The following is a 19,617-nucleotide window of genomic DNA, read 5'->3' on the forward strand; positions in this document are numbered from 1 at the left end:
TGTTTATAGGCTGCACTAGCTCGTCTACTTGACTTTCCGGAACTCCAACTCACTGAAGTGGAAGTCAGGGTTGTCTGAGTCGAGACGCATCTCGGCTATCTTGCTGTCCGGGCCCACGATGAAGCGCACGCGGGTAGGGGTCAGGAGCGCGAAGTTGTTTTTCCAGGCCAGGTCGAAGATGTCGTGCTGCCAGTGGGACAGCTCGCCACCCAGTGCCGGCGCTGGCGCCAGCTGCAACACCAGCTTCTTGTTCTGCACGGTAACGGTGGCGTCGCCATACAGGGGGCTGGTATAGGTGCCGGCGTAGGCTTCCAAATCCATGGTGGGTTTGCTCTTGCGGGGCTTCTCCTTGGCGGCTTTGGCCTGGGCCTCTTCCTGTGCCTTGCGGTTTTTGGCGATGTTGTCCAGGGTGACGCGGCTCCAGTCGCGGCCGTTCTGCACGCTCAGGAACTGGTCCAGGGTATAGTTGGCCAGCGGCGACATGATGCTGCTCATGCTGTTGGTCAGAATCACGATGCCCAGGTTCTCCTCGGGTACCAGCACGGTGCGGCTGTTCATGCCCTCGTGGCCGCCGCCATGCGACATGACTTTGCGCCCTTCGTAGTCATTCATCATCCAACCCAAGCCGGCGGCTGAGAAGTGCGTGGAGGGTACGTTGGTCTCCGCCTGCTTTGAAACGGGCAGCGCGTTGTGGGCGGTCCACATGGTACGGCTGGCGTCTTCACTGAAGATTTTCTTGCCTTTGTAGGTGCCGCGGTTGAGCTGCAGGCGCATCCACTGGGCCTGCTGGTTCACGCTCGTGAAAATGCCGGCGGCCGGGTTCCAGTTGTCCCAGGCGGTGAAGGTGGTAGGGAAGGGCTTCTGCTTTTCGTCAAAACCGTGTGGGGAGGCGACGTTGTCTTTGCCGGCCAATTCGTTTACGGAGGTATAGGAACGGGTCATGCCAAGCGGAGTGAAGAAGCGCTGCTTGATGAACTCCTCCCATTTCTGGCCTGACACAGCTTCTATCACCTCACCGGCCGCTATGAACATGAGGTTGGAGTAGCCATAGCCATCGCGGAAGCCGTAGGCGGGCTTCAGGTGGCGGGCGCGCTCCAGAATCTCGCGGCGGCTATAGGTGGTGTTATACCAGAGCAAATCCCCGCTGAAGGTCCGGTAGCCGGCGCGGTGGCTGAGCAGGTCCTTGATGTTGAGGTTCTGGGTGACGTAGGGGTTGTAGAGCTGCAGGTAGGGCAGGTGCTTCGTTACCGGGTCGTTCCAGCTGAGTTTGCCTTCGTCTACCAGAATGCCCAGCGCCGCGGCGGTATAGGCCTTGGAGTTGGACGCGATGCCGAAGACTGTGTTAGCATCCACCTGTCCGCCCGCTTTGAGGTCGCGCACGCCGTACCCCTTGGCGAATACCACGGAGTCGTTCTTCACGATGGCGATGGCCATGCCGGGCACGTCCCAGTCTTTGAGGGCCTTCTGGAAATAGGCGTCCAGTCTATTGAAATCTACGGTTGTTTTAGGGGAGGCCGTTTGTGCCGAGGCCTGTAGGGTGACGACAGACAGCAGCAGAAGGAGCCACTGCCTGACAGAGGTATAGGTATGATTCATGAAGGTGAGTGTTTAAATCAAGGCAAGATAGAGAATTTTATACCCTTCGCACAAGCGCGCCACCGGATAGTTACAAGGTATAGGCCATGGAAATCTGTGGCATGCGCTTACTCCTGCGTCTGCTCGTTCCGACCCAGGTATAGCGGCTGGCGCTCAACGCGTGCCTCGCCCTCCTCCCGCGGTTTGTGCGGCCCCTGCTCGTACTCTTTCTCCTCCAGCTTCAGGCGTTGTTTCTCTTCTTCAGAAATGTCGCTGGCCAGCAGGCGCAGGTCTGGTTGCCCGGCGTCTACCCAGGCGGTATACCAGAAACTCGATACGGTCTGCACCGCCAGCCGCATCTGCCGCTCCACCTGCCCGTTGAGGCGCCGGTGATAGGCCTCCGAGAAGGCGCGGGAGTAGACACGGGTAGTCACGTTGCCGCGCACCTCGTAGCTGTACTTCTTCTCCTCGCTGAACTCCTGGGTGAGCTCCCGCTCAAGGCGCAGTACCGAATCCAGGGCCATGTGTGCACCCATCACCAGTTCCCAGGCCTTGCGCTGGGGCTGCTCGATGTATTGGGCCTGCCCCACAAAGAAGTCGTAGTCGTCGGAAAGCATCTCGGGGAGGCGCGTCTCCCAGAAGGCGTGGATGCCCCGCTGGCCTGTGAGTTGGCCGTTGTAGTTGCGGGTGGTGTGCAGGGGCACGCAGGCATCGGCGATGTAGTGCCCTATGTCGGCGGAGAGGCGCAGGATGCGGTCGAGGTCGCGCTCCTTGAAAGCCTGCGTGAGCTGGAACTTCATCAGGTTGATGTGCCAGGGCACGATGCCGTGGGCCATCAGGGTGTCTTCGCCATACCTGTCCACCGCCTCCTGCCAGAAGCGCGGCATCAGGTATAGCGCGCTGTCGCCGTATACGTCAATGTCGATGTAGTGCCGGGGCGCCTCGCCCTCCACGGCGTAGCGGCGGCGGTCGGGGTTGACGGCGTTCTCGGTTATGTAGCGGATGTGTTTCTTGTAGAACCCCACCATCTCGGGCGGCAGCGTGAACACGGCCAGCCGGTTGATGCACTGGTGCGCGAAAAATCCCCAGCCATACCCTGTGGCGGGCGGCAGGAGCAGGAGAAGCAGCAGGATAGCGATTTGTCGGAAAGCCATACCTGCCGTGTACGTTGAATCGAAATTATTGTATATTGTGTTTAGCTCCCGCTGCATTCGCTGGGGCCACGAGCACCATCCTATACCTAAAACCAACGCCATGAGTCCATACAAGTCATTCGAAACAGAACGATTGCTACTCAAGCCCACGTCTGAAGAAGATGCGCCTTTCCTGTTAGGGCTGCTGAACACGCCCAAGTGGCTGCAATACATCGGGGACAGGAACGTGAAATCAGTGGAGGACGCGCAGGTGTACATCCGAAACAGGATGACGCCACAGCTGGAGCGGCTCGGCTTCTCTAACTATACCATCATCCGGAAATCGGATGGGGTGAAGGTGGGCGTCTGCGGGCTCTATGACCGGGAGGGGCTAGAGGGCATCGACATCGGGTTTGCGTTTCTGCCTGAGCACGAGGGAAAAGGCTATGCCTTTGAGGCGGCAAGCGAAATCAAGCGTGCCGGTGTGGAGGAGTTTGGGATAGGGCAAATCAGGGCAATTACTGCCAAAGACAACATCGCGTCCCAAAAGCTTCTGGAGAAATTGGGGCTCAGGTATAGCAAGATGGTACAGCTGCCCAACGACAACGAAGAGCTCATGCTGTATGAGATTACGCTTCAAACTAACTGAGAGGCTCTTCCCAGCATGTTTGGTAAGGTAGAGGGCAACAGGCTTAGGCTACAGGGCTATGACAGAGAAAGAGAAACTGCGGTTGATAAAGCTCATCCACACGGCCATCTGGGTGTTTTTCAATGTCGTCATCTTTTACCTGCTGTATGCTGTTATCGTGGACAAGATAGATGAGTGGGTCTGGGTTTGCATCGGTCTGATTCTGTTGGAAGGTTTGGTGCTGGCCGTCTTCAAGAACATGTGCCCTGTTACCCTGGTGGCCAGAAGGTTCTCTGATTCCACCCAGGACAATTTCGATATCTACCTGCCCAACTGGCTGGCCAGGTATAACAAACAAATCTATACCACCATCTTCCTGATTGCCCTTTTGATTCTGGTGTACAGGCTTTCCACTTGATTCACTCACCCCCTATACCTAGCGCCTATGATGCATGTGCAGGATTTGAAGCTTGAGACAGATGTGCTTCCCTTCTTTGACTTCACTAACAACGAGCAGTCGGCGGCCCGGCTGACGGCCTTGCTCAACACGCCGCCTGCCACGGAAGCGGAGGTGCTGGAACGGCAAGCGGTGACCAAGGGCATGTTGGCAAACTGGGTGGTACTGGAGGGCTTCACCTACCGCCGGCTCGATTTGCGGGAGGTGTACACCCACTTTGAAGGCATTTCGAGCCGCAGCTCGGTTATCGAGTCAGGTATATGGATGCCTGCGTTCAGGCTCCTGCTCGATGAGGCGGAGCGGAACAGACTGCGTGCCAGGGCGGTGCAAATCGTGTTGCTGCTGCATGACATCCAAAAGCGCTACCTGGCGCAGCTCGATGCCTCCAAGTTTCCAGGCAGCTTTCAGAAAGAACTGCTGAACGCTTTCACCTTTCTGAACAGGCTCCGACTCGAAGCCCACGCCAGGTTGATTAAGGAGGGGCGTTTTACCATACCCAGAATCATAGGCTTCACGCAACTGCTGCAGGACCTGGGTCAGGGCGAGGCCAACCGGTTCTGGGAGTTTTTCTTTTCGTTTGAGGCTTACTGGTCTATCGCGAAAGGAATGCTGGCGCACGGCTTCTCTTTTCCCACTTTCAACAGCGATTTTTTCAGGTTGGAGGCGTTTTACCACCCCGTTTTGCAGCATCCTGTCAAGAACACGCTGGAGCTCGACGCAGACCAGAACGTGTTGCTGCTCACTGGTCCCAACATGTCCGGGAAGTCTACCTTGCTGAAGGCGGTGGCCATTTGCGTATACCTGACGCACACCGGGTTTCCCGTGCCGGCCGCGGCCTGCTCGGTTCCCTTCTTCCATTCCATCGCTATTGCCATCAACCTCAACGATAACCTGCGGGACGGCTACAGCCATTTCATGACGGAGATAGCGCACCTCAAGGCGGTGGTGCAGGCCACAACAGGAAACCGAAAGTGCTTTGCCGTGTTCGATGAGATATTCCGGGGCACCAACGTGGACGATGCGCTCGACATCACCCGCACCACCGTCAGTGGGCTCACCAGGTTCCAGGGCTCCTTCTTCCTTATATCCACCCACATGCTGCAGCTGGAGGAACACCTGGAGAACGGCAGCAGGGAGCGCATCAGGAAGTGTTACATCGAGTGCCGGCTGGAGGATGGGCTTCCCAGGTTCTCCTACACCCTCAGAGACGGCTGGTCCCAACTCCGCATTGGCAGGATACTTTTTGAGAAAGAAGGTTTGGGAACACTTTTGAGTGCCCAGCCCACTGCTATACCTGCAGGCTTGAAACCATCCTGATTTATCTCCTGGAATTCACGTATACCTTTGACCAAATGACGAACAACTATAACCTAAACCGTTTTCTGGAAGCACAAGCCGACAGTTATCAGCAGGCACTGACCGAGATAAAAAGCGGGCGCAAGCGCAGCCACTGGATGTGGTACATCTTCCCGCAACTGCAAGGGCTAGGGTATAGCGAGACCGCCCGGTTCTACGCCATCCAGAATCTGCAGGAGGCCCGGCTATACTTGGAGCACCCCGTGCTGGGACAGCGCCTTATGGAGATTTCAAAAGCCCTGCTCCAGGTGGAAGGCAAAACGGCCAACCAGATTTTCGGTAACCCGGATGATTTGAAACTTAAGTCGAGCATGACGCTTTTTGCGGCTATACCTGAGGCCAATCCGGTGTTCAAGGCAGTGCTGGATAAATACTACGATGGTCAGGAAGACCCAAAAACAGTACAGCTCTTAAACAATAGGTAAGGCAAGTGTTGAAATTTTTCACCTTAAAACACAATCTCCTCCAAGTGCCATCAGTTATAATATAGCACACAGACTATGTTATACCTATGAGCCTGAGATTCTGGAAGGAGGAAGCTGCAAAGCAGCAGCCGGTTAAAAAGAGCGCCTTGCGGGAGTGGGGCAACGCCCTGATGTTCGCCGTGGTCGTCTCCACGTTTGTCCGATGGGCCACTTTTGAGGCTTACGCCATCCCAACGCCTTCCATGGAGAAGTCGCTGCTGGTGGGCGACCGCCTGTTTGTGAGCAAACTGCACTACGGGTCGCGCACGCCCATCACGCCGCTACAGGTGCCGCTCACGCACCAGACCATCTGGGGCACTGCCATACCTGCCTATACCGATGCCATCCAACTCAAGCCGCTCCGGTTGCCGGGTTTCTCTCAAATTAAGCGCAACGACGCGGTCGTGTTCAACTATCCGGCTGAGGCGCAGCACCCAACCGACCAGAAAACGCACTACGTCAAGCGCTGCGTAGGTATAGCAGGAGACACGCTTGAGATTCGTAGTGGGAATGTATACCTCAACGGCAAGGCCGCCGACACCCCGGAGCAGCAGCAGTACGCTTACTTGGTAACCACAGACAAGGTGCTGCAGGAGAAGTTCTTCCACGACCGCGACATCACCGAAGCGTATGGGGTGACCGGAGGGTATATGGTGCACACCACGGCGGAGAAGGCTAAGGCGCTGGCTTCATTGGACTTCGTGCAGGAAGCGGTATTGCAGCAAATGCAGCGGAACGAGGCGGAGGCGGGAATTTTCCCTGCCGGCTATACCTGGAACAGGGACCACTACGGTCCGCTGTACGTCCCGAAGCAAGGCGTGACCGTGGCCATCACACCCGAGACGTTGGCGCTTTACGAGCAAATCATCCTGCACTACGAACAGAACGAAAACGCAGAGGTGCGCGACGGCAGGCTATACCTGGACGGCAAAGAAGCAAAGCGCTATACCTTCAAACAGAACTACTACTTCATGCTGGGCGACAACCGCCACAACTCCCTCGACTCGCGCTACTGGGGCTTTGTGCCCGAGGACCATGTGGTGGGCAAGGCGGTATTCGTGTGGATGTCGGTGGATCAAAATGCAGAATTGTTTGACAAAGTGAGGTGGAGCAGGCTGCTCCAGGTGGTGGATTAACTAGTCTGCAGGCAGGCCAATGTGCCCAAAGGTATAGCCGGTGGATTCATGGGAGTCCATAAAATAAAGCGCCTGCCACAGTGGTTGTGGCAGGCGCTTTTGTCCTTGTGCAAGGTATAGCCTATCGCTTCTTGGCCAGCGTCGGGAACTTCATGCGGTAATCCGCGTCCACGTCGCCTTTGGTTATCTTGTTGAGCTTGTTCTTAATCAGGCGCTTTTTCAGGCCGGAGAGGTGGTCCGTGAACAGGATGCCCTCGATGTGGTCGTACTCATGCTGTATCACGCGGGCCGTCATGCCGTCGTAGGTATCGGTGTGCTCATTCCAGTCCTGGTCGAAGTAGCGGATGACGATGCGCTCCGGGCGGTATACCACTTCACGTACGCCGGGTATGCTCAGGCAGCCCTCCTCAAAGCCCCACTCTTCGCCATCCTCCTCAATAATCTCCGGGTTGATGAAAGCCTTCTTCACGCCCTTGCCCTCGTCGCCTTCGTCCATCATTGGCTCGGAGTCTATCACGAACAGGCGGATGCTTTTGCTGATTTGCGGAGCGGCCAGCCCGACGCCGTGCGCGTGGTACATGGTGGTGTACATGTCGTCAATCAGCTCCTTGAGCTCAGGGTAATCCTGTGGAATGTCCTGTGCCGGCTCCTTCAGCACGGGGTCGCCGTAGGCGGTAATCGGGTAAATCATATCAATCTGCTTTCTAAATACGACTGTAAAATAATGGCGGCGCTCACACGGTCCACGGTGCCTTTGTCCTGGCGGTCCTTCTTCTTCAGGCCTCCGTCTATCATGGCGCGCTTGGCCATGCTGGAGGTAAAGCGCTCGTCCACGGTGTGCACCGCTATGGCCGGGAACTCCTTCTGCAGCTTACGCACAAAGCCTATCACATGTGGCGTGGCGTCGGTGGCCTCGCCGGTCAGGCGGCGCGGCATGCCCACCACAAAGGCGTCCACCGTCTCCCGGGCCGTGTAGGCTTTCAGGTACGACAACACATCCTGGGCATGCACGGTTTCCAGGGGAGAGGCAATGAGCTGTAGGGCATCCGTGGTTGCCAGCCCCACGCGCTTGTTCCCATAATCTATTGCCAAAATCCGTCCCATAGTATTTTGCCAGCATACCTGCCGGCAACAAGGCGTTCTGGCAGGGTTATGGCTTGGTATTGAGGTGCAAAGGTAATGGATTAATTTGGATTTTGCCCGCCTGGAGCCACTTTCGGGAGCCAGATGGTTGCCAATAAAAGTATTATATTCCTTTAAAATGGAATAAATACGGCCTGTTGTAATGTTAAAGTGAAAACAAGCCACATGCTGAGCAGGTATACGGAAATAGGGATGTCCTGCAGGCGGATGTGAATAATTGTGCCAAAAAGCTGCACGAAAGCGAGAGCTTAGCTTTATATTTAACCGTTTTTAGAGATTGAGATGAGCGAAGAAACCAGACATGACCACCAGGAGCAGCCGGAGCAGCCAGCACAGGGCAGGCACAGGAACTCTCTGTTCCAGGTGCGGCTGCCCCTGTACATAGCCGGGGCGCTGCTGGCCGGCGTACTGCTGGGTGCCAATACCTTTTCCCCTTCCGACAACAACCCGCAGGCCACTGCCAAGGCATACCTGAAATTCCGGGACGTGCTCAGCTACATTGACCGCGACTACGTGGACACCGTGGATACCGAAGCCCTCACCGACCACGCCATCACCAAGATGCTCGAGAAGCTGGATCCACATACCTCCTATATCCCATCAGCTGACCTGGCCATGGCGCGCTCCTACCTCGAAGGCGACTTTGAAGGTATAGGCGTTGAGTTCAACATCTTCAAGGACACCATCTACGTCATCACCCCGCTGAGCGGAGGCCCCTCTGAGGCGGCCGGCATACAGTCAGGTGACAAAATCATCAAAGTGGACGGGGAGAACGTGGCAGGTATAGGCATCAACAACGAGGGCGTGTTCAAGCGACTGCGCGGCCCCAAAGGCACCACCGTCAACCTGGAAATCCAGCGTAAAGCCAACCCAAAGCTGCTCCCCTTCAGTATCAGCCGCAACAAAATCCCGACTGTTTCTGTGGATGTGAGTTACATGGTGAACAACAACACCGGTTACATCAAAGTGAGCCGCTTCTCGGCTAACACTTTTGAAGAGTTCAAGCAGTCCCTGACGGCGCTCCGAAAGAAAGGCATGCAGCAGCTCATCCTGGATTTGCGCGGCAACCCCGGCGGCTACATGGACCACGCCACCCGCATGGCCGATGAGTTCATAGCCGGAGACAAAATGATTGTGTATACCGACGGCAAAGGCACCCGCTACGACTCCAAATCCTTTGCCCGCACCCGCGGCGATTTTGAGAGCGGTCCGCTCATTGTTCTGCTGGACGAGGGAAGCGCCTCCGCCTCCGAGATTGTGGCCGGCGCGCTGCAGGACAACGACCGTGCCCTGATTGTAGGCCGTCGATCGTTTGGCAAAGGGTTGGTGCAGATGCCCATTCCGCTCAACGATGGCTCTGAGCTGCGCCTGACCATCTCGCGCTACTACACCCCAAGCGGCCGTTCTATCCAGAAGCCCTACGTGGCCGGCGCCGAAGACTACCAGAAAGACCTGTTGCACCGCCTCGAAAACGGGGAGTTCTTCCACCCGGACAGCAGCCTGTTTGTGGATTCGCTCAAGTACAAAACCACTAAGGGACGTGTCGTGTATGGCGGCGGTGGCATTATGCCGGACGTGTTCGTGCCACGCGATACCACCGAGCTGTCGGAGTACCTGAGCCAGCTTTACAACAAGAACGTGCTGCGGGAATACGCCTTGGGATATTACAACGACAACCGTAAAACCCTGGAGAAAATGTCGTTCGATAAGTTCAACAAGTCCTTTGTCGTGACCGATAAGATGCTGCAGGATTTTCGCCGGGTGGCCGCTCAGTCGGACGTGGCCTATGACGAGGCGCAGTACAACCGCTCCAAGGAGCTGCTGCGCAACAACCTGAAGGCTTTTATCGGGCGCAGCGTGTATGGCAACGAAGGGTTCTTCCCGGTGCTGCACGAAAAGGACGAGGAGTTCCAGCAGGCGCTCCGGCAGTTCGGGCAGGCGCAGCGCCTGGCTCGGGGTGCTTAACCATCCACTCAGTATAAAGTATAAGGACGGGCGTCCGGTAGGGCGGCCTGTCAGAACTATAACCCTATAGAAGGAATGGCTTATTATCACAAACTAGGCAACATCCCACAGAAGAGGCACACCCAGTTCAGGCAGCCGGACGGCAGCCTGTATGCGGAGCAACTGGTTGGTACCTTGGGCTTTAGCGGCCTGTCGTCGCTGCTGTACCACGTGCACCCACCTACCCGCATCACGCGCATCGGCGAACCGGTGCCTTACGCGCCCAAGGTGGCCGAGGGCATCAAGCTGGCCCCGCACCACCTGAAGACACTCGACCAGACCGTAACCGGTACCGATTACTTAACTGCCCGCAGGACCATGTTGCTCAACAGCGATGTGGCCATCAGCATCTGTAACCCGTCGGAGCGCCACATGAACTACTACTACAAGAACGGCCAGGCCGATGAGGTGGTGTTCGTGCACGAGGGCAGCGGTGTGCTGCTGTCGCAGATGGGCAAGCTGGAGTTCCAAGAAGGCGACTACATCGTGATTCCGCGCACCATCATCCACCAGTTCCACTTCAACGAGGGGCCGGTACGCTTGCTCATCACAGAGTCGTTCAGCCCAATAGAGACGCCGCGCCGCTACCGCAACCACTTCGGGCAGCTGCTGGAGCACGCGCCGTTCTGCGAGCGCGACATCCGGGCCCCGCATGAGCTGATTGAATACCAGGAGGGAGGCGAGCACCTCGTCCAAATCAAGAAAGACGGTATGCTGCACCAGTATTACTACGACTTCAGCCCGTTTGACGTGGTGGGTTGGGATGGCTATTTCTACCCGTACGCCTTCTCCATCTATGACTTTGAGCCCATAACCGGCCGCGTTCACCAGCCGCCTCCCGTGCACCAGACCTTCGAGGCGCACAACTTCGTCATCTGTTCTTTCGTGCCGCGCCTGTTCGACTACCACCCCGAGGCTATACCTGCGCCTTACAACCACTCCAACGTGGATTCGGATGAGGTGCTGTACTACGTAGCCGGGGATTTCATGTCACGCAAGGGCGTGGACAGGGCATCGTTCACGGTACACCCAGGCGGTATACCGCACGGTCCGCACCCGGGCACGGTGGAGGCGAGCATCGGCAAGAAAGAGACGCATGAGTATGCTGTGATGATTGACACCTTCAAGCCGCTATACCTGACCGAGGAGGCCGTGGGCCTGATGGACAGGAACTACCCCATGAGCTGGCTTGAGCATGGCCCCGGTGGCTCACGCGCTGCCGACTTGTCTGACTAAGCATCCGACTTTCAATCCTTTTTAGTAGTTTTGCACCCTGTGCAGGCGAACGAGTAGAGCAGCCCACTGAGCTGCTCTACTCGTTTTGGCCCGTCACACGAGTAAACAAATGACGAATAGCGCTTTACATTTCACCTTTTTATGACAAGACTACTGCTGGCGGTGCTGGTGCTGCTGACTTTTATTGGAACATCCTGTGAAGAGGTGGACAACCTCCTGACCTTTTACATAGAGGAGGAGGAGACTATCCGCATCGAGTCAAACTTCCCGATAGGCGTGGTGACGCCCTTGTCGCCTATACCTGTCACGACCAACTCCAGGGAGACCTTCCAGAACAACAAGACCCGCGCTGAGCTGGTGAAGGACGTGAGCCTGAGCGAGCTGAAACTCACCATAGCGGAGCCGGCCGGCGAGAACTTCGATTTCCTGCGGAGCATCGAAATCCACCTGAGCAATGAGAAAGGGGAGGAAACGAAGATTGCCTATCTGGACGAGGTGCCGAAGGGCGTAAGCTCCATCACCTTGAAGTCCACCAATGCCAAGCTCGACAAATACATCAAAGGAGACACCTATACCGTGCGCACCAAGGCGGCCATTGGCAAACCCATTACCCGCGACATAGCCATTCAGGCGGCCATGCGCTTCAAAGTAACCGCAGACCCCATCTAATTATGCATACCTTATCCATGAGAATTTCAGAGAAGAACAAGCTGGAGAAAATCATCATTGTAGGAGACCGGGTGCTCATAAAACCCAAGACCTCGCGGGAACAGACCCAGAGCGGGCTATACCTGCCGCCCGGGGTGCAGGAGAAGGAGAAGGTACAGGAAGGCTACGTGATGAAAGTAGGCCCAGGCTACCCCATGCCTGCGGACTATGGCTTTGATGATGAGTTGGAGCAGGATGAACAGGACGCGGTGCGCTACCTGCCCTTGCAGGCCAAAGAAGGCGACCTGGCCATCTATCTGCAGCGCGACGCCATCGAGATAAACTACCTCGGCGAGAAGTATTTCATCGTGCCGCAGTCGGCGGTGCTGATGCTGGTGCGGGAAGAGGACTTGTAGAGCCGCCGGTTTCCAGAGAGCGCCATACCTGCCCAGCAGGTATGGCGCTTTTTTGTGCCCTTACTTTCGTAGATGAAATCTGCCTGTTCACCTTCCCGCGCCGCTCGTTGGCCGGAATGTTCTGGTGCTGAAGCAACCAGCAGTCCAAACAATTCATCTATTGTATACCTTTGTGGTTTTCTGGGTTTGTCTCAGCCGTGTCCGTCTACCTCTATGAATGTATTTCTACCGAAGTTCCCAGTGCTGTGCAAGGCGGCGCTGGTTGTTTGCTGGTTCCTGGTGAGCTCCCCTGCCTGGGCGCAGGAGAAGAAAAGCGTGGCACCGGCCAAACAGCTGCAGGCTTTGCGTGTCTCCAATCCGCTGAAAATTGATGGGGTGCTGGACGAGGAGGTATGGCAGCAGGCTGAGATAGCCACCGGCTTCATCCAAAACAGGCCTAACCCGGGGCCAATGGAGACACACCCCACGCAGGTGCGCATCCTCTACGACGATGTGGCCATCTATGTGGGCGCCATCATGAACGACGTGTCCCAGGACAGCATCTTCAAGCAGATGGGCAAGCGCGACGACCTAGGCAATACCGACTTTTTCGGGGTTTTCTTCGACACCTACAACGACCAGATTAACGGGTTTGGCTTTTTCCTGACGCCGGCAGGCGTGCAGCTCGATGCCCGCTACTCCTCCAACGGCGAGGACTTCAGCTGGAACGCCGTATGGGAAAGCAATGCCAGTCTGCAAGGCAACACCTGGGTGGCTGAGATGCGCATACCTTACTCGGCGCTCCGCTTCAGCAACAAACCGGAGCAGCTGTGGGGGCTCAATTTCATGCGCAACCGGCAATCTACGCGCAAGGGCTATTTCTGGAACCACGTCGACCCGGCCATCAACGGCTTCGTGAACCAGTGGGGCAAGCTGACGGGTATAAAGAACGTGGAGGCGCCGCTGCGCCTGTCGCTGACGCCTTACGTATCGGGTTATGCCGAGAAGTACCCGCAGCAGAACGGCGACGGCACCACTTCCTACAAAGACAACTTCAACTTCAGTGGCGGCATGGACGTGAAATACGGCATCAACGATGCCTTCACGCTGGACATGACGCTCATACCTGACTTCAACCAGGTGCAGTCCGACAACCAGGTGCTCAACCTGTCGCCGTTCGAGGTGCAGTTCAACGAGAACAGGCCTTTCTTCATGGAAGGCACGGAGCTCTTCAACAAAGGCGATTTTCTCTATTCGAGGCGCATCGGCGGCAGGCCTGTGAATTACCTGAATGCGGACGAGCAGGAGGAACTGGGCTATACCATCATCGAAAATCCGCGCGAAACGAAGATGATAAATGGTACCAAGATATCGGGCCGCACGCAGTCGGGTCTGGGTATAGGCGTATTCAACGCGGTGGTGGGGCGGCAGTACGCCACGCTGGAGGATAGCGAAGGCAACCAGTTCCGCAAAGAGACGCAGCCGCTCACCAACTACAACATCGCCGTGTTCGACCAGTCGCTCAAGAACAACTCCTACGTGACGCTGGTGAACACCAACGTGATGCGGCAGGGCAGCACCTACGACGCCAACCTGACCGGCCTGCTCTTCCGGGTAGCCAACAAGAGCAACAAGTACGCCGTGGACGGCAAGGCGGCGCTGAGCCAGAAATACTATACCGGCGACACGCGTCTGGGGCACATGTATAGCCTAGGGGCGGGCAAGGTGAGCGGCAACTTCCAGTACAACTTCACCCACTCCATGAAGTCCGACACCTACGACCCCAACGACATGGGCATCAACTTCATCCGCAACACCGTGGACGAGGACCTGAACCTGCGCTACAACTTCTACCAGCCTTTCTGGAAGCTGCTGAACATGAACACCGAGCTGGGAGCCGTGTACAGCCGCCGCTACAAGCCAGATGCCTTCCAGAACTTCGTCATCTACGGGCGGGTGAGCGGCACTTTCAAGAACTTCCTGAGCGTGGGCACCTTCTTCAACCTGGAGCCTGTCCTGACCTACGACTTCTTTGAACCGCGCGTGGAAGGCCGCTACTATACCTTCCCGACCAACTCCAGCATAGGCGGCTGGGTGTCGTCGGATTACCGTAAAAAGCTGGCCTTGGACGTGGAGTTCAGCTACCGCACGTTCAATGAGCACGAGCGCCGAAACCTAGACGTGCTGGTGGCGCCTCGCTATCGTGTCAACGACAAGCTCTCCTTTACCTACAGCTTCAGCCGCAACATACGCCAAGACGATATGGGCTTTGCCAACCACTTCACAAACTACGGAACAACAGGGAAAGAGGAACGCGTGCTATTCGGTCTGCGGGATGTGAACACGGTGACCAATGCGCTGACGGGCTCCTACATTTTCAACAACCGGATGTCGCTGTCGCTGCGGGCGCGCCACTACTGGTCCAAGGCGGAGTATAGCCACTTTTTCCTGCTGGGCGACAAGGGGGAACTGCTGCCAGACGGCTACCCCACCGGGTACTATGCTGACAACGAGAAGCCGAACCACAACATCAACTTCAACACCTTCAACATCGACATGGTGTACTCGTGGTGGTTCGCACCCGGCAGCGAAATCAGCATCGTCTGGAAAAACGCCATACTCCACGACCAACAGGAAATCATACCCCGGTACCCCGAGAACTTCACCCGCACCATTACGGGGCCGCAGACCAACAGCCTCTCCATCAAGGTGCTCTACTTCATCGACTACCAGGTGTTGAAGAAGCAGCTGTTCAAGTCTTAGCACAAGCAAGGAACCCCCAAGCAGAAAGGCCCGGCACTACAGTAGCGCCGGGCCTTTCGTTTAGGTGAAGATGCAGGTATAGCCGCTGTGGCTAAAGTGGCTTGGTCAGGTCGAAGTCGGCCCGGAAGCGGAGTTGGTTGTCGCGCTTCAAAATGTAGCTGAAGGTTTTGCCGTCTGGACTGAGGGCGAGGGTCCATTCATTGGTGGCGGCGGCAGGTATAAGCTGGGCAGTATATGCGTCAGCCGGAAAGCGCATTTCGTTGGCATCGCCTGCCTCCAGAGCTATACCGCCATACATGGTCACCTCGTCTGGGGTGCCGTCCTCGTGGCGATGGTCGTGTTTGAGCTGCAGACCTTCCTCCATCTGTCGGATTACCCAGGTTCTGGATTTATCCTCCCCCACATGGAACGGGACGCGGATGGTGGTGTCAGAGCAGGCTTGCACATGCATCGTCAGCTCCTTGCCCGCAAAAGGGTCTTTGCCATCGGCCGGAAACACGGCAATGCCACGGAAGCTCTTGCCGCACAGCTTACTTAAATTTGTGAAGAAGGCCTGCTGCGTGGCAGTGACCGGAAACTGCGCAGGCTGCTCCTGGGCCACATCCGCTGAGGTCTTTGGTCCTGAGTCGGTGCTGGTGCTGGCCTGTGGCGGCTGCTGTGCACAGGACGCGAAAAGGAACATAAAGCCCAGGGAGAGTAGAAGGTTTTTCATAGAACCGGGTTAGGTTGTGCTGCTGAAGATAGGCAGTCCGGGTGGGAATAGCAAAAGAGCCTGAGTGACATGACAATAACAGGACACGAGTAAAAAAGCCCCGGCTTGCGGCCAGGGCTTCTGAGTTTTTACCGCTGTAGCAGCAGCCTCTGCGTGAAGGCCTGCTCCCCGAAGCGCACCCGCAGCAGGTATACCCCGGATGCCCGCGCCGATAAGTCAATGGAGGCCTCGTAGAAGCCGTTGAAGTTCTCCACCTGCCGGGTATAGATAACATGACCCAGCATGTCCATTACCTCCAGGTGCAGGTTCTCCTGCTGGCTCGTCTCGAAGTGGATTTTGAACACGCCGCTGCTCGGGTTCGGGGAGGCCACTAACTCCCGTTTCAACTCACGCCCATCCGCCTGGTAGGCAAAGGTATAGGCGAGCGACATATCCGATACGCAGCCTTTCAACTGTGCCTGCACGCTGTAGTTGCCGCTCTCGGAAGGAGTGATGGTTTGGCCGGTCGCGCCTGCTATCAGCCGGTTGTTGAGGTACCACTGATTGCCCTCCGCTATACTTGACTTCAGGCTGAGTCCTTCGCGTTGCACCACAGGCTGGGCAATCGGGGTACCATTTTCAACCGGCACCTCCACACGTGGACTCTTGCAGCCGAGTGCTCTGATTTTGAGGTCGTAGAAATAGTAGTAGTAGTCCAATGGACCAGGATTGGCCGTGTTGCCGGTGATGGCGAACACGTTCGGTACCTGGAAAGGATAACCTGTCACGCCCGCATTGTTCCGGTAAATGGTGGCGCTGTCTTCGTAAGCGATGGCAATGTTATACGTTCCGGCAGCGGGCAGTTCCAAACCCAGGTGGTATAACTCTCCCTTGTCATTGGGGTCGTCAGGTTGAACACCGGGGGCAGGCGTGGTGCGGGTGGCCTTTACGTTCAGCGTTTTGCTTGACACAGGCGCGCCATCTGAGTTGAAGGCCGTGAACGTGATTTTGCCCGAGTGGCCGATGTACAGCCGTGCGCTCTCCAGCAGCATAGGAGCCTCCGTTTGGACCGTCACGTCTGGAGTAAACTGGTTATACCCGCCAGAGGCAAAGTTCTTGGTGGCTGGCCCCACCGTAGCAGCGAAATCATTCAAAGAGGCATACAGTTTCTCGCCGGCCTGGGCGGCAGCCACTCGTGCCACATTGCCTGCGGCCACAGGAACGGTGGCGGTGGGCGAGGTGTACCAGAACACAGTGCCCTCGCCGGAGCCCGTCAAGGTATAGCTTGGGTCACCGCCGCAGCGGTTGGCCACTGCCTGCGGAGCGGCGGTGTTGCCGCCTACGCCATACCTGCGGGTGGAGCGGTTGTTACTTGTTACGGCATCGTTCGGCAAGGCCGATGTGGCGATAAGCTCATAGGTGGCGCCTGCCTCCGTTGCGAAGTCGGTTGTCAGGAGCAACTCATCCTCCGCAAAGGAGCGCAGCGAACGGGTATAGGAGCCATTCATCCGGGCCACTTCCGTGCCATTTCGCTGCACACTCAGCGTGACCGGAATGTTGGTCTGGGAGCCGAGGCCGCTGTTGCGAAGCCGTACCACGAAGCTCTGGGTAGACCCGGCACAGAGTGAAGCCCCGACAGGAGCCACGTCCACTACCGCCATGTCCCGCGCAGGTTGCATGAACCGCACGGTATAGTCTTGCGTCTCGCCGCGGGTATAGGAGCCGCAAGGGGTGATGCTGCTGGCATCGGAGGTCTCGGCTAGCACGATACGTAGCCGGGTGCTGTTGCCTGGCTGTACAGTAGCTGGCGCTGTAATGGATGCGTTGAAGATGCCAGTGCCTGTGACAATGCCTGACACGGCTACTTCCTCGCCCGCACCTGTGAAGTCTCCATCCTGGTTCCAGTCCACGTATACCTTGGCTGCCTTCGCAGCGTCAGCCCAGCAGGTGCCCAGCTCAAGGGCAAGGGTTTTCGTCTGGCCCGGCTCAAAGTTCAATACTGTCTGCATCTGGCTACGGTACATGGAGCATCCCCCAAAGGTGAGGGTGTTGCCATCGAACACCAGCTTGTTGATTCTCGAGTTGAGGTCGGAGGTGGGCGCGCTGGTGCAGTAGGCCTTGCCGCCCACGCCGCTCACGAGCAGGGAGTAGGCCTGCGGGCCTTTCTGCAGCGTAGCTTTATGGGCTATCCGGATAGTATACTTCTCGCCGGGAGCCGGATTGGGGATTGTGATTTGCTCCACGTTGTCGCGGATGTTGTCGCCGCGCTGGGCGGGCTGTTCCGGTTTGTTGGGGTCTAGCGTCCAAGGCAGAAAGGTGGTGCCATTGTGGCTGATACGCACATCCAGGTCATTGACCAGACGCGGACTGCGGCTGTTCATTGAGCTGGCATTGGAAGGCAGCACTGTGCCTTCCGGGTCGGTCCAGGAGATGGTAACTACCAAAGGACCAGTGCCGGATGCCACCACATCCAGGGTATAGGCTTGCCCCTGCGCCAGCGTGTTCTCCTGCACCAGGTGCGTCTGCTGTGTATTCGAAATCACGTTGGCCGCTTTCTCTGCATTTAAAAGTCCCCAACCGTGCACATAATCCGGACCAGGCGCAGTGCCTGACTCGTCTGCCGTGTGTATGGCCAGGCCTTTGAGCGTGGCGGCACGCATCAACTTGTCCTTGTGGATGTTGAGGTAATGTTCCTGTAGCAGGAGCAGGGTGCCGGCCACGTTAGGCGAGGCCATGGATGTACCGCTCAACTGCTTATAAGCGTGGTCGCTTTCAACGGTCGTCGAGAGCACCGAAACGCCGTTGCCCACGATGTCCGGCTTGATGCGGCCATCATCTGTGGGGCCGTAGCTGCTGAACGTGGAGATGGCTACTTCGGAGGGCTGGTTATACCCGTTGGGGATGGGCCTCACCGCGCCCACCGTCAGGATGTTCTTGGCGGTGCCGTAGGTAGAGATGCCGTCGTAACCGTTGTTGCTGCTCAGGCCCGCGGGACGCTGTGCCACCAGCGTGAAGTTGCCGTTGCTGCCGCGCTGGAAGTAAGGCTTGCCCACCTCAGGTCCCGTTTCGCCCCGGTTGTTGCCGCCCGACTTTACTACCAGGAAGTACGGGGCGTTGTAGGCGATGCGGTCCCAGCTGGCTGTGGTCTCATCATAAAAACCAAACTTGTAGTCCTCGGTCTGGCTGATGTCCGGGTTGCCCCACCATTCCCAGTAAGGGTCTTCGTCGGTGCCTTTGCGCTCGGTGTTGTAGCGCCAGCCGGCAATGGAGCCGTAGGAGTGGTTGGAGACCAGCATGTTGTTCTTGGCGGCTTCCGCCATCTCCGCCACACTGTTGTTGAAATCGTAGGCCTGGAGCTTCTGCAGCCCGAAAGCCATACCTTTGGCGAGCGCGTTCTGGCCGCTTGCCATCAAGGTGCCGGCTACGTGGGTGGCGTGCTCGTTGAGTTTGGAGGCATTGTCTTTGAGTTCAATACGTCCCCGCAGCTCCACATGCGACTCGCGTATGAGTCCGCCATCCCAAATCCCCATTTTGTCAGAGACCGCGCTGCCCGCGCCGCTCAAGCTGAGCCCCAAAGAGCCCCCGGCCCAGAGCTGGTTCGTTTTTGTGGTGGCTGCCGCACGGCTGTTGTTATAGGTGATGTAGTAGATAGGCATACCTAAGGCGTCCAGCCCCTGCAGGGAGATGTGCGTGCCGTCGCGGTAGGTTTTCTCTATTTCCCAGCCGTTTTTCCGGGCAAGCGCCATGGCGGCAGCCCGGTTGGCTTTGTAGTCCCTTTCGGCGGCCACCGCTATGCGGCCCAACTCCTGCACGTTCGCCTCGACTGGCAGGGAGCTGCGCCCTTGCGCCATGCCGGTAGTAGCGGCAGCCATGGCTGCACCAACAAGCCAAAGGCTCAAAAATCTCATAAAGTACAAGTAGGTAGAAGTTTTAGCCACTCAATATAGCTAAAAGCGCCCGAAAGGCAAACTTGTTCAAACAGAGGGAG

At 57.1% G+C, this 19,617-nt stretch carries 16 protein-coding genes; 10 read left to right on the top strand and 6 right to left on the bottom strand.

What is annotated here, in order from left to right; all coding sequences use genetic code 11:
• Positions 1-24 precede the first annotated feature (24 nt).
• Both B051_RS0102275 and B051_RS0102280 read right to left on the bottom strand, forming a co-directional pair.
• The gene (locus tag B051_RS0102275) at positions 25-1,596 is read right to left on the bottom strand and encodes a serine hydrolase (protein ID WP_018476556.1); all 1,572 of its coding nucleotides are present in this window, start codon (positions 1,594-1,596) and stop codon (positions 25-27) included.
• 107 nt (positions 1,597-1,703) lie between these two features.
• Complete coding sequence (locus tag B051_RS0102280) at positions 1,704-2,729, bottom strand: zinc dependent phospholipase C family protein (RefSeq protein ID WP_018476557.1); 1,026 nt, start codon at positions 2,727-2,729, stop codon at positions 1,704-1,706.
• Between the two features lie 100 nt (positions 2,730-2,829).
• Here B051_RS0102280 and B051_RS0102285 point away from each other — a divergent pair, with 100 nt between their 5' ends.
• The 5 genes from B051_RS0102285 (at position 2,830) to lepB (ending at position 6,749) form a co-directional block, all read left to right on the top strand.
• Positions 2,830-3,357, top strand: coding sequence for a GNAT family N-acetyltransferase (locus tag B051_RS0102285; protein ID WP_018476558.1), 528 nt, complete (start codon positions 2,830-2,832; stop codon positions 3,355-3,357).
• Positions 3,358-3,415: 58 nt separating this feature from the next.
• Entirely contained in the window at positions 3,416-3,754 is a 339-nt protein-coding gene (locus tag B051_RS0102290; protein ID WP_018476559.1) for a hypothetical protein, read from the top strand.
• A gap of 27 nt (positions 3,755-3,781) precedes the next feature.
• Positions 3,782-5,110, top strand: coding sequence for a MutS-related protein (locus B051_RS21885; RefSeq protein WP_018476560.1), 1,329 nt, complete (start codon positions 3,782-3,784; stop codon positions 5,108-5,110).
• Between the two features lie 35 nt (positions 5,111-5,145).
• Complete coding sequence (locus B051_RS0102300; protein ID WP_018476561.1) at positions 5,146-5,574, top strand: DUF1810 domain-containing protein; 429 nt, start codon at positions 5,146-5,148, stop codon at positions 5,572-5,574.
• A gap of 86 nt (positions 5,575-5,660) precedes the next feature.
• Entirely contained in the window at positions 5,661-6,749 is a 1,089-nt protein-coding gene (gene lepB, locus B051_RS0102305) for a signal peptidase I (protein ID WP_018476562.1), read from the top strand.
• A 121-nt stretch (positions 6,750-6,870) separates the two neighbouring features.
• On the opposite strand, the gene def is transcribed toward lepB, so the two are convergent.
• Together def and ruvX are read right to left on the bottom strand one after the other, a co-directional pair.
• Complete coding sequence (gene def, locus B051_RS0102310; protein ID WP_018476563.1) at positions 6,871-7,440, bottom strand: peptide deformylase; 570 nt, start codon at positions 7,438-7,440, stop codon at positions 6,871-6,873.
• On the bottom strand, positions 7,437-7,853 hold the full coding sequence (gene ruvX, locus B051_RS0102315) for a Holliday junction resolvase RuvX (protein WP_018476564.1): 417 nt from the start codon (positions 7,851-7,853) through the stop codon (positions 7,437-7,439). Before ruvX ends, def begins: the two co-directional genes overlap by 4 nt.
• A 321-nt stretch (positions 7,854-8,174) precedes the next feature.
• Between ruvX and B051_RS0102320 the strand changes: the two genes are divergently transcribed.
• From B051_RS0102320 to B051_RS0102340, 5 genes are all read left to right on the top strand, one after another.
• Positions 8,175-9,857 (top strand): S41 family peptidase, encoded by a 1,683-nt coding sequence (locus B051_RS0102320; RefSeq protein ID WP_018476565.1) that lies wholly within the window; start codon positions 8,175-8,177, stop codon positions 9,855-9,857.
• 75 nt (positions 9,858-9,932) lie between these two features.
• Complete coding sequence (locus tag B051_RS0102325) at positions 9,933-11,132, top strand: homogentisate 1,2-dioxygenase (RefSeq protein WP_018476566.1); 1,200 nt, start codon at positions 9,933-9,935, stop codon at positions 11,130-11,132.
• Positions 11,133-11,273: 141 nt separating this feature from the next.
• Complete coding sequence (locus tag B051_RS0102330; protein WP_018476567.1) at positions 11,274-11,801, top strand: hypothetical protein; 528 nt, start codon at positions 11,274-11,276, stop codon at positions 11,799-11,801.
• A 17-nt stretch (positions 11,802-11,818) separates the two neighbouring features.
• On the top strand, positions 11,819-12,196 hold the full coding sequence (locus tag B051_RS0102335; protein ID WP_018476568.1) for a co-chaperone GroES: 378 nt from the start codon (positions 11,819-11,821) through the stop codon (positions 12,194-12,196).
• A gap of 213 nt (positions 12,197-12,409) precedes the next feature.
• Positions 12,410-14,938 (top strand): DUF5916 domain-containing protein, encoded by a 2,529-nt coding sequence (locus B051_RS0102340; RefSeq protein WP_018476569.1) that lies wholly within the window; start codon positions 12,410-12,412, stop codon positions 14,936-14,938.
• A 91-nt stretch (positions 14,939-15,029) separates the two neighbouring features.
• On the opposite strand, the gene B051_RS0102345 is transcribed toward B051_RS0102340, so the two are convergent.
• Both B051_RS0102345 and B051_RS21890 read right to left on the bottom strand, forming a co-directional pair.
• Positions 15,030-15,650, bottom strand: a complete 621-nt coding sequence (locus B051_RS0102345; protein WP_018476570.1) for a hypothetical protein — start codon at positions 15,648-15,650, stop codon at positions 15,030-15,032.
• A gap of 128 nt (positions 15,651-15,778) precedes the next feature.
• Positions 15,779-19,537 carry a S8 family serine peptidase gene (locus B051_RS21890; protein ID WP_083919411.1) on the bottom strand — a complete coding sequence of 1,253 codons (3,759 nt, stop codon included), beginning with the start codon at positions 19,535-19,537 and terminating at the stop codon, positions 15,779-15,781.
• Positions 19,538-19,617 lie beyond the last annotated feature (80 nt).

The sequence above is a fragment of the Pontibacter roseus DSM 17521 genome (assembly GCF_000373265.1).
In the GTDB taxonomy this organism is placed as follows: domain Bacteria; phylum Bacteroidota; class Bacteroidia; order Cytophagales; family Hymenobacteraceae; genus Pontibacter; species Pontibacter roseus.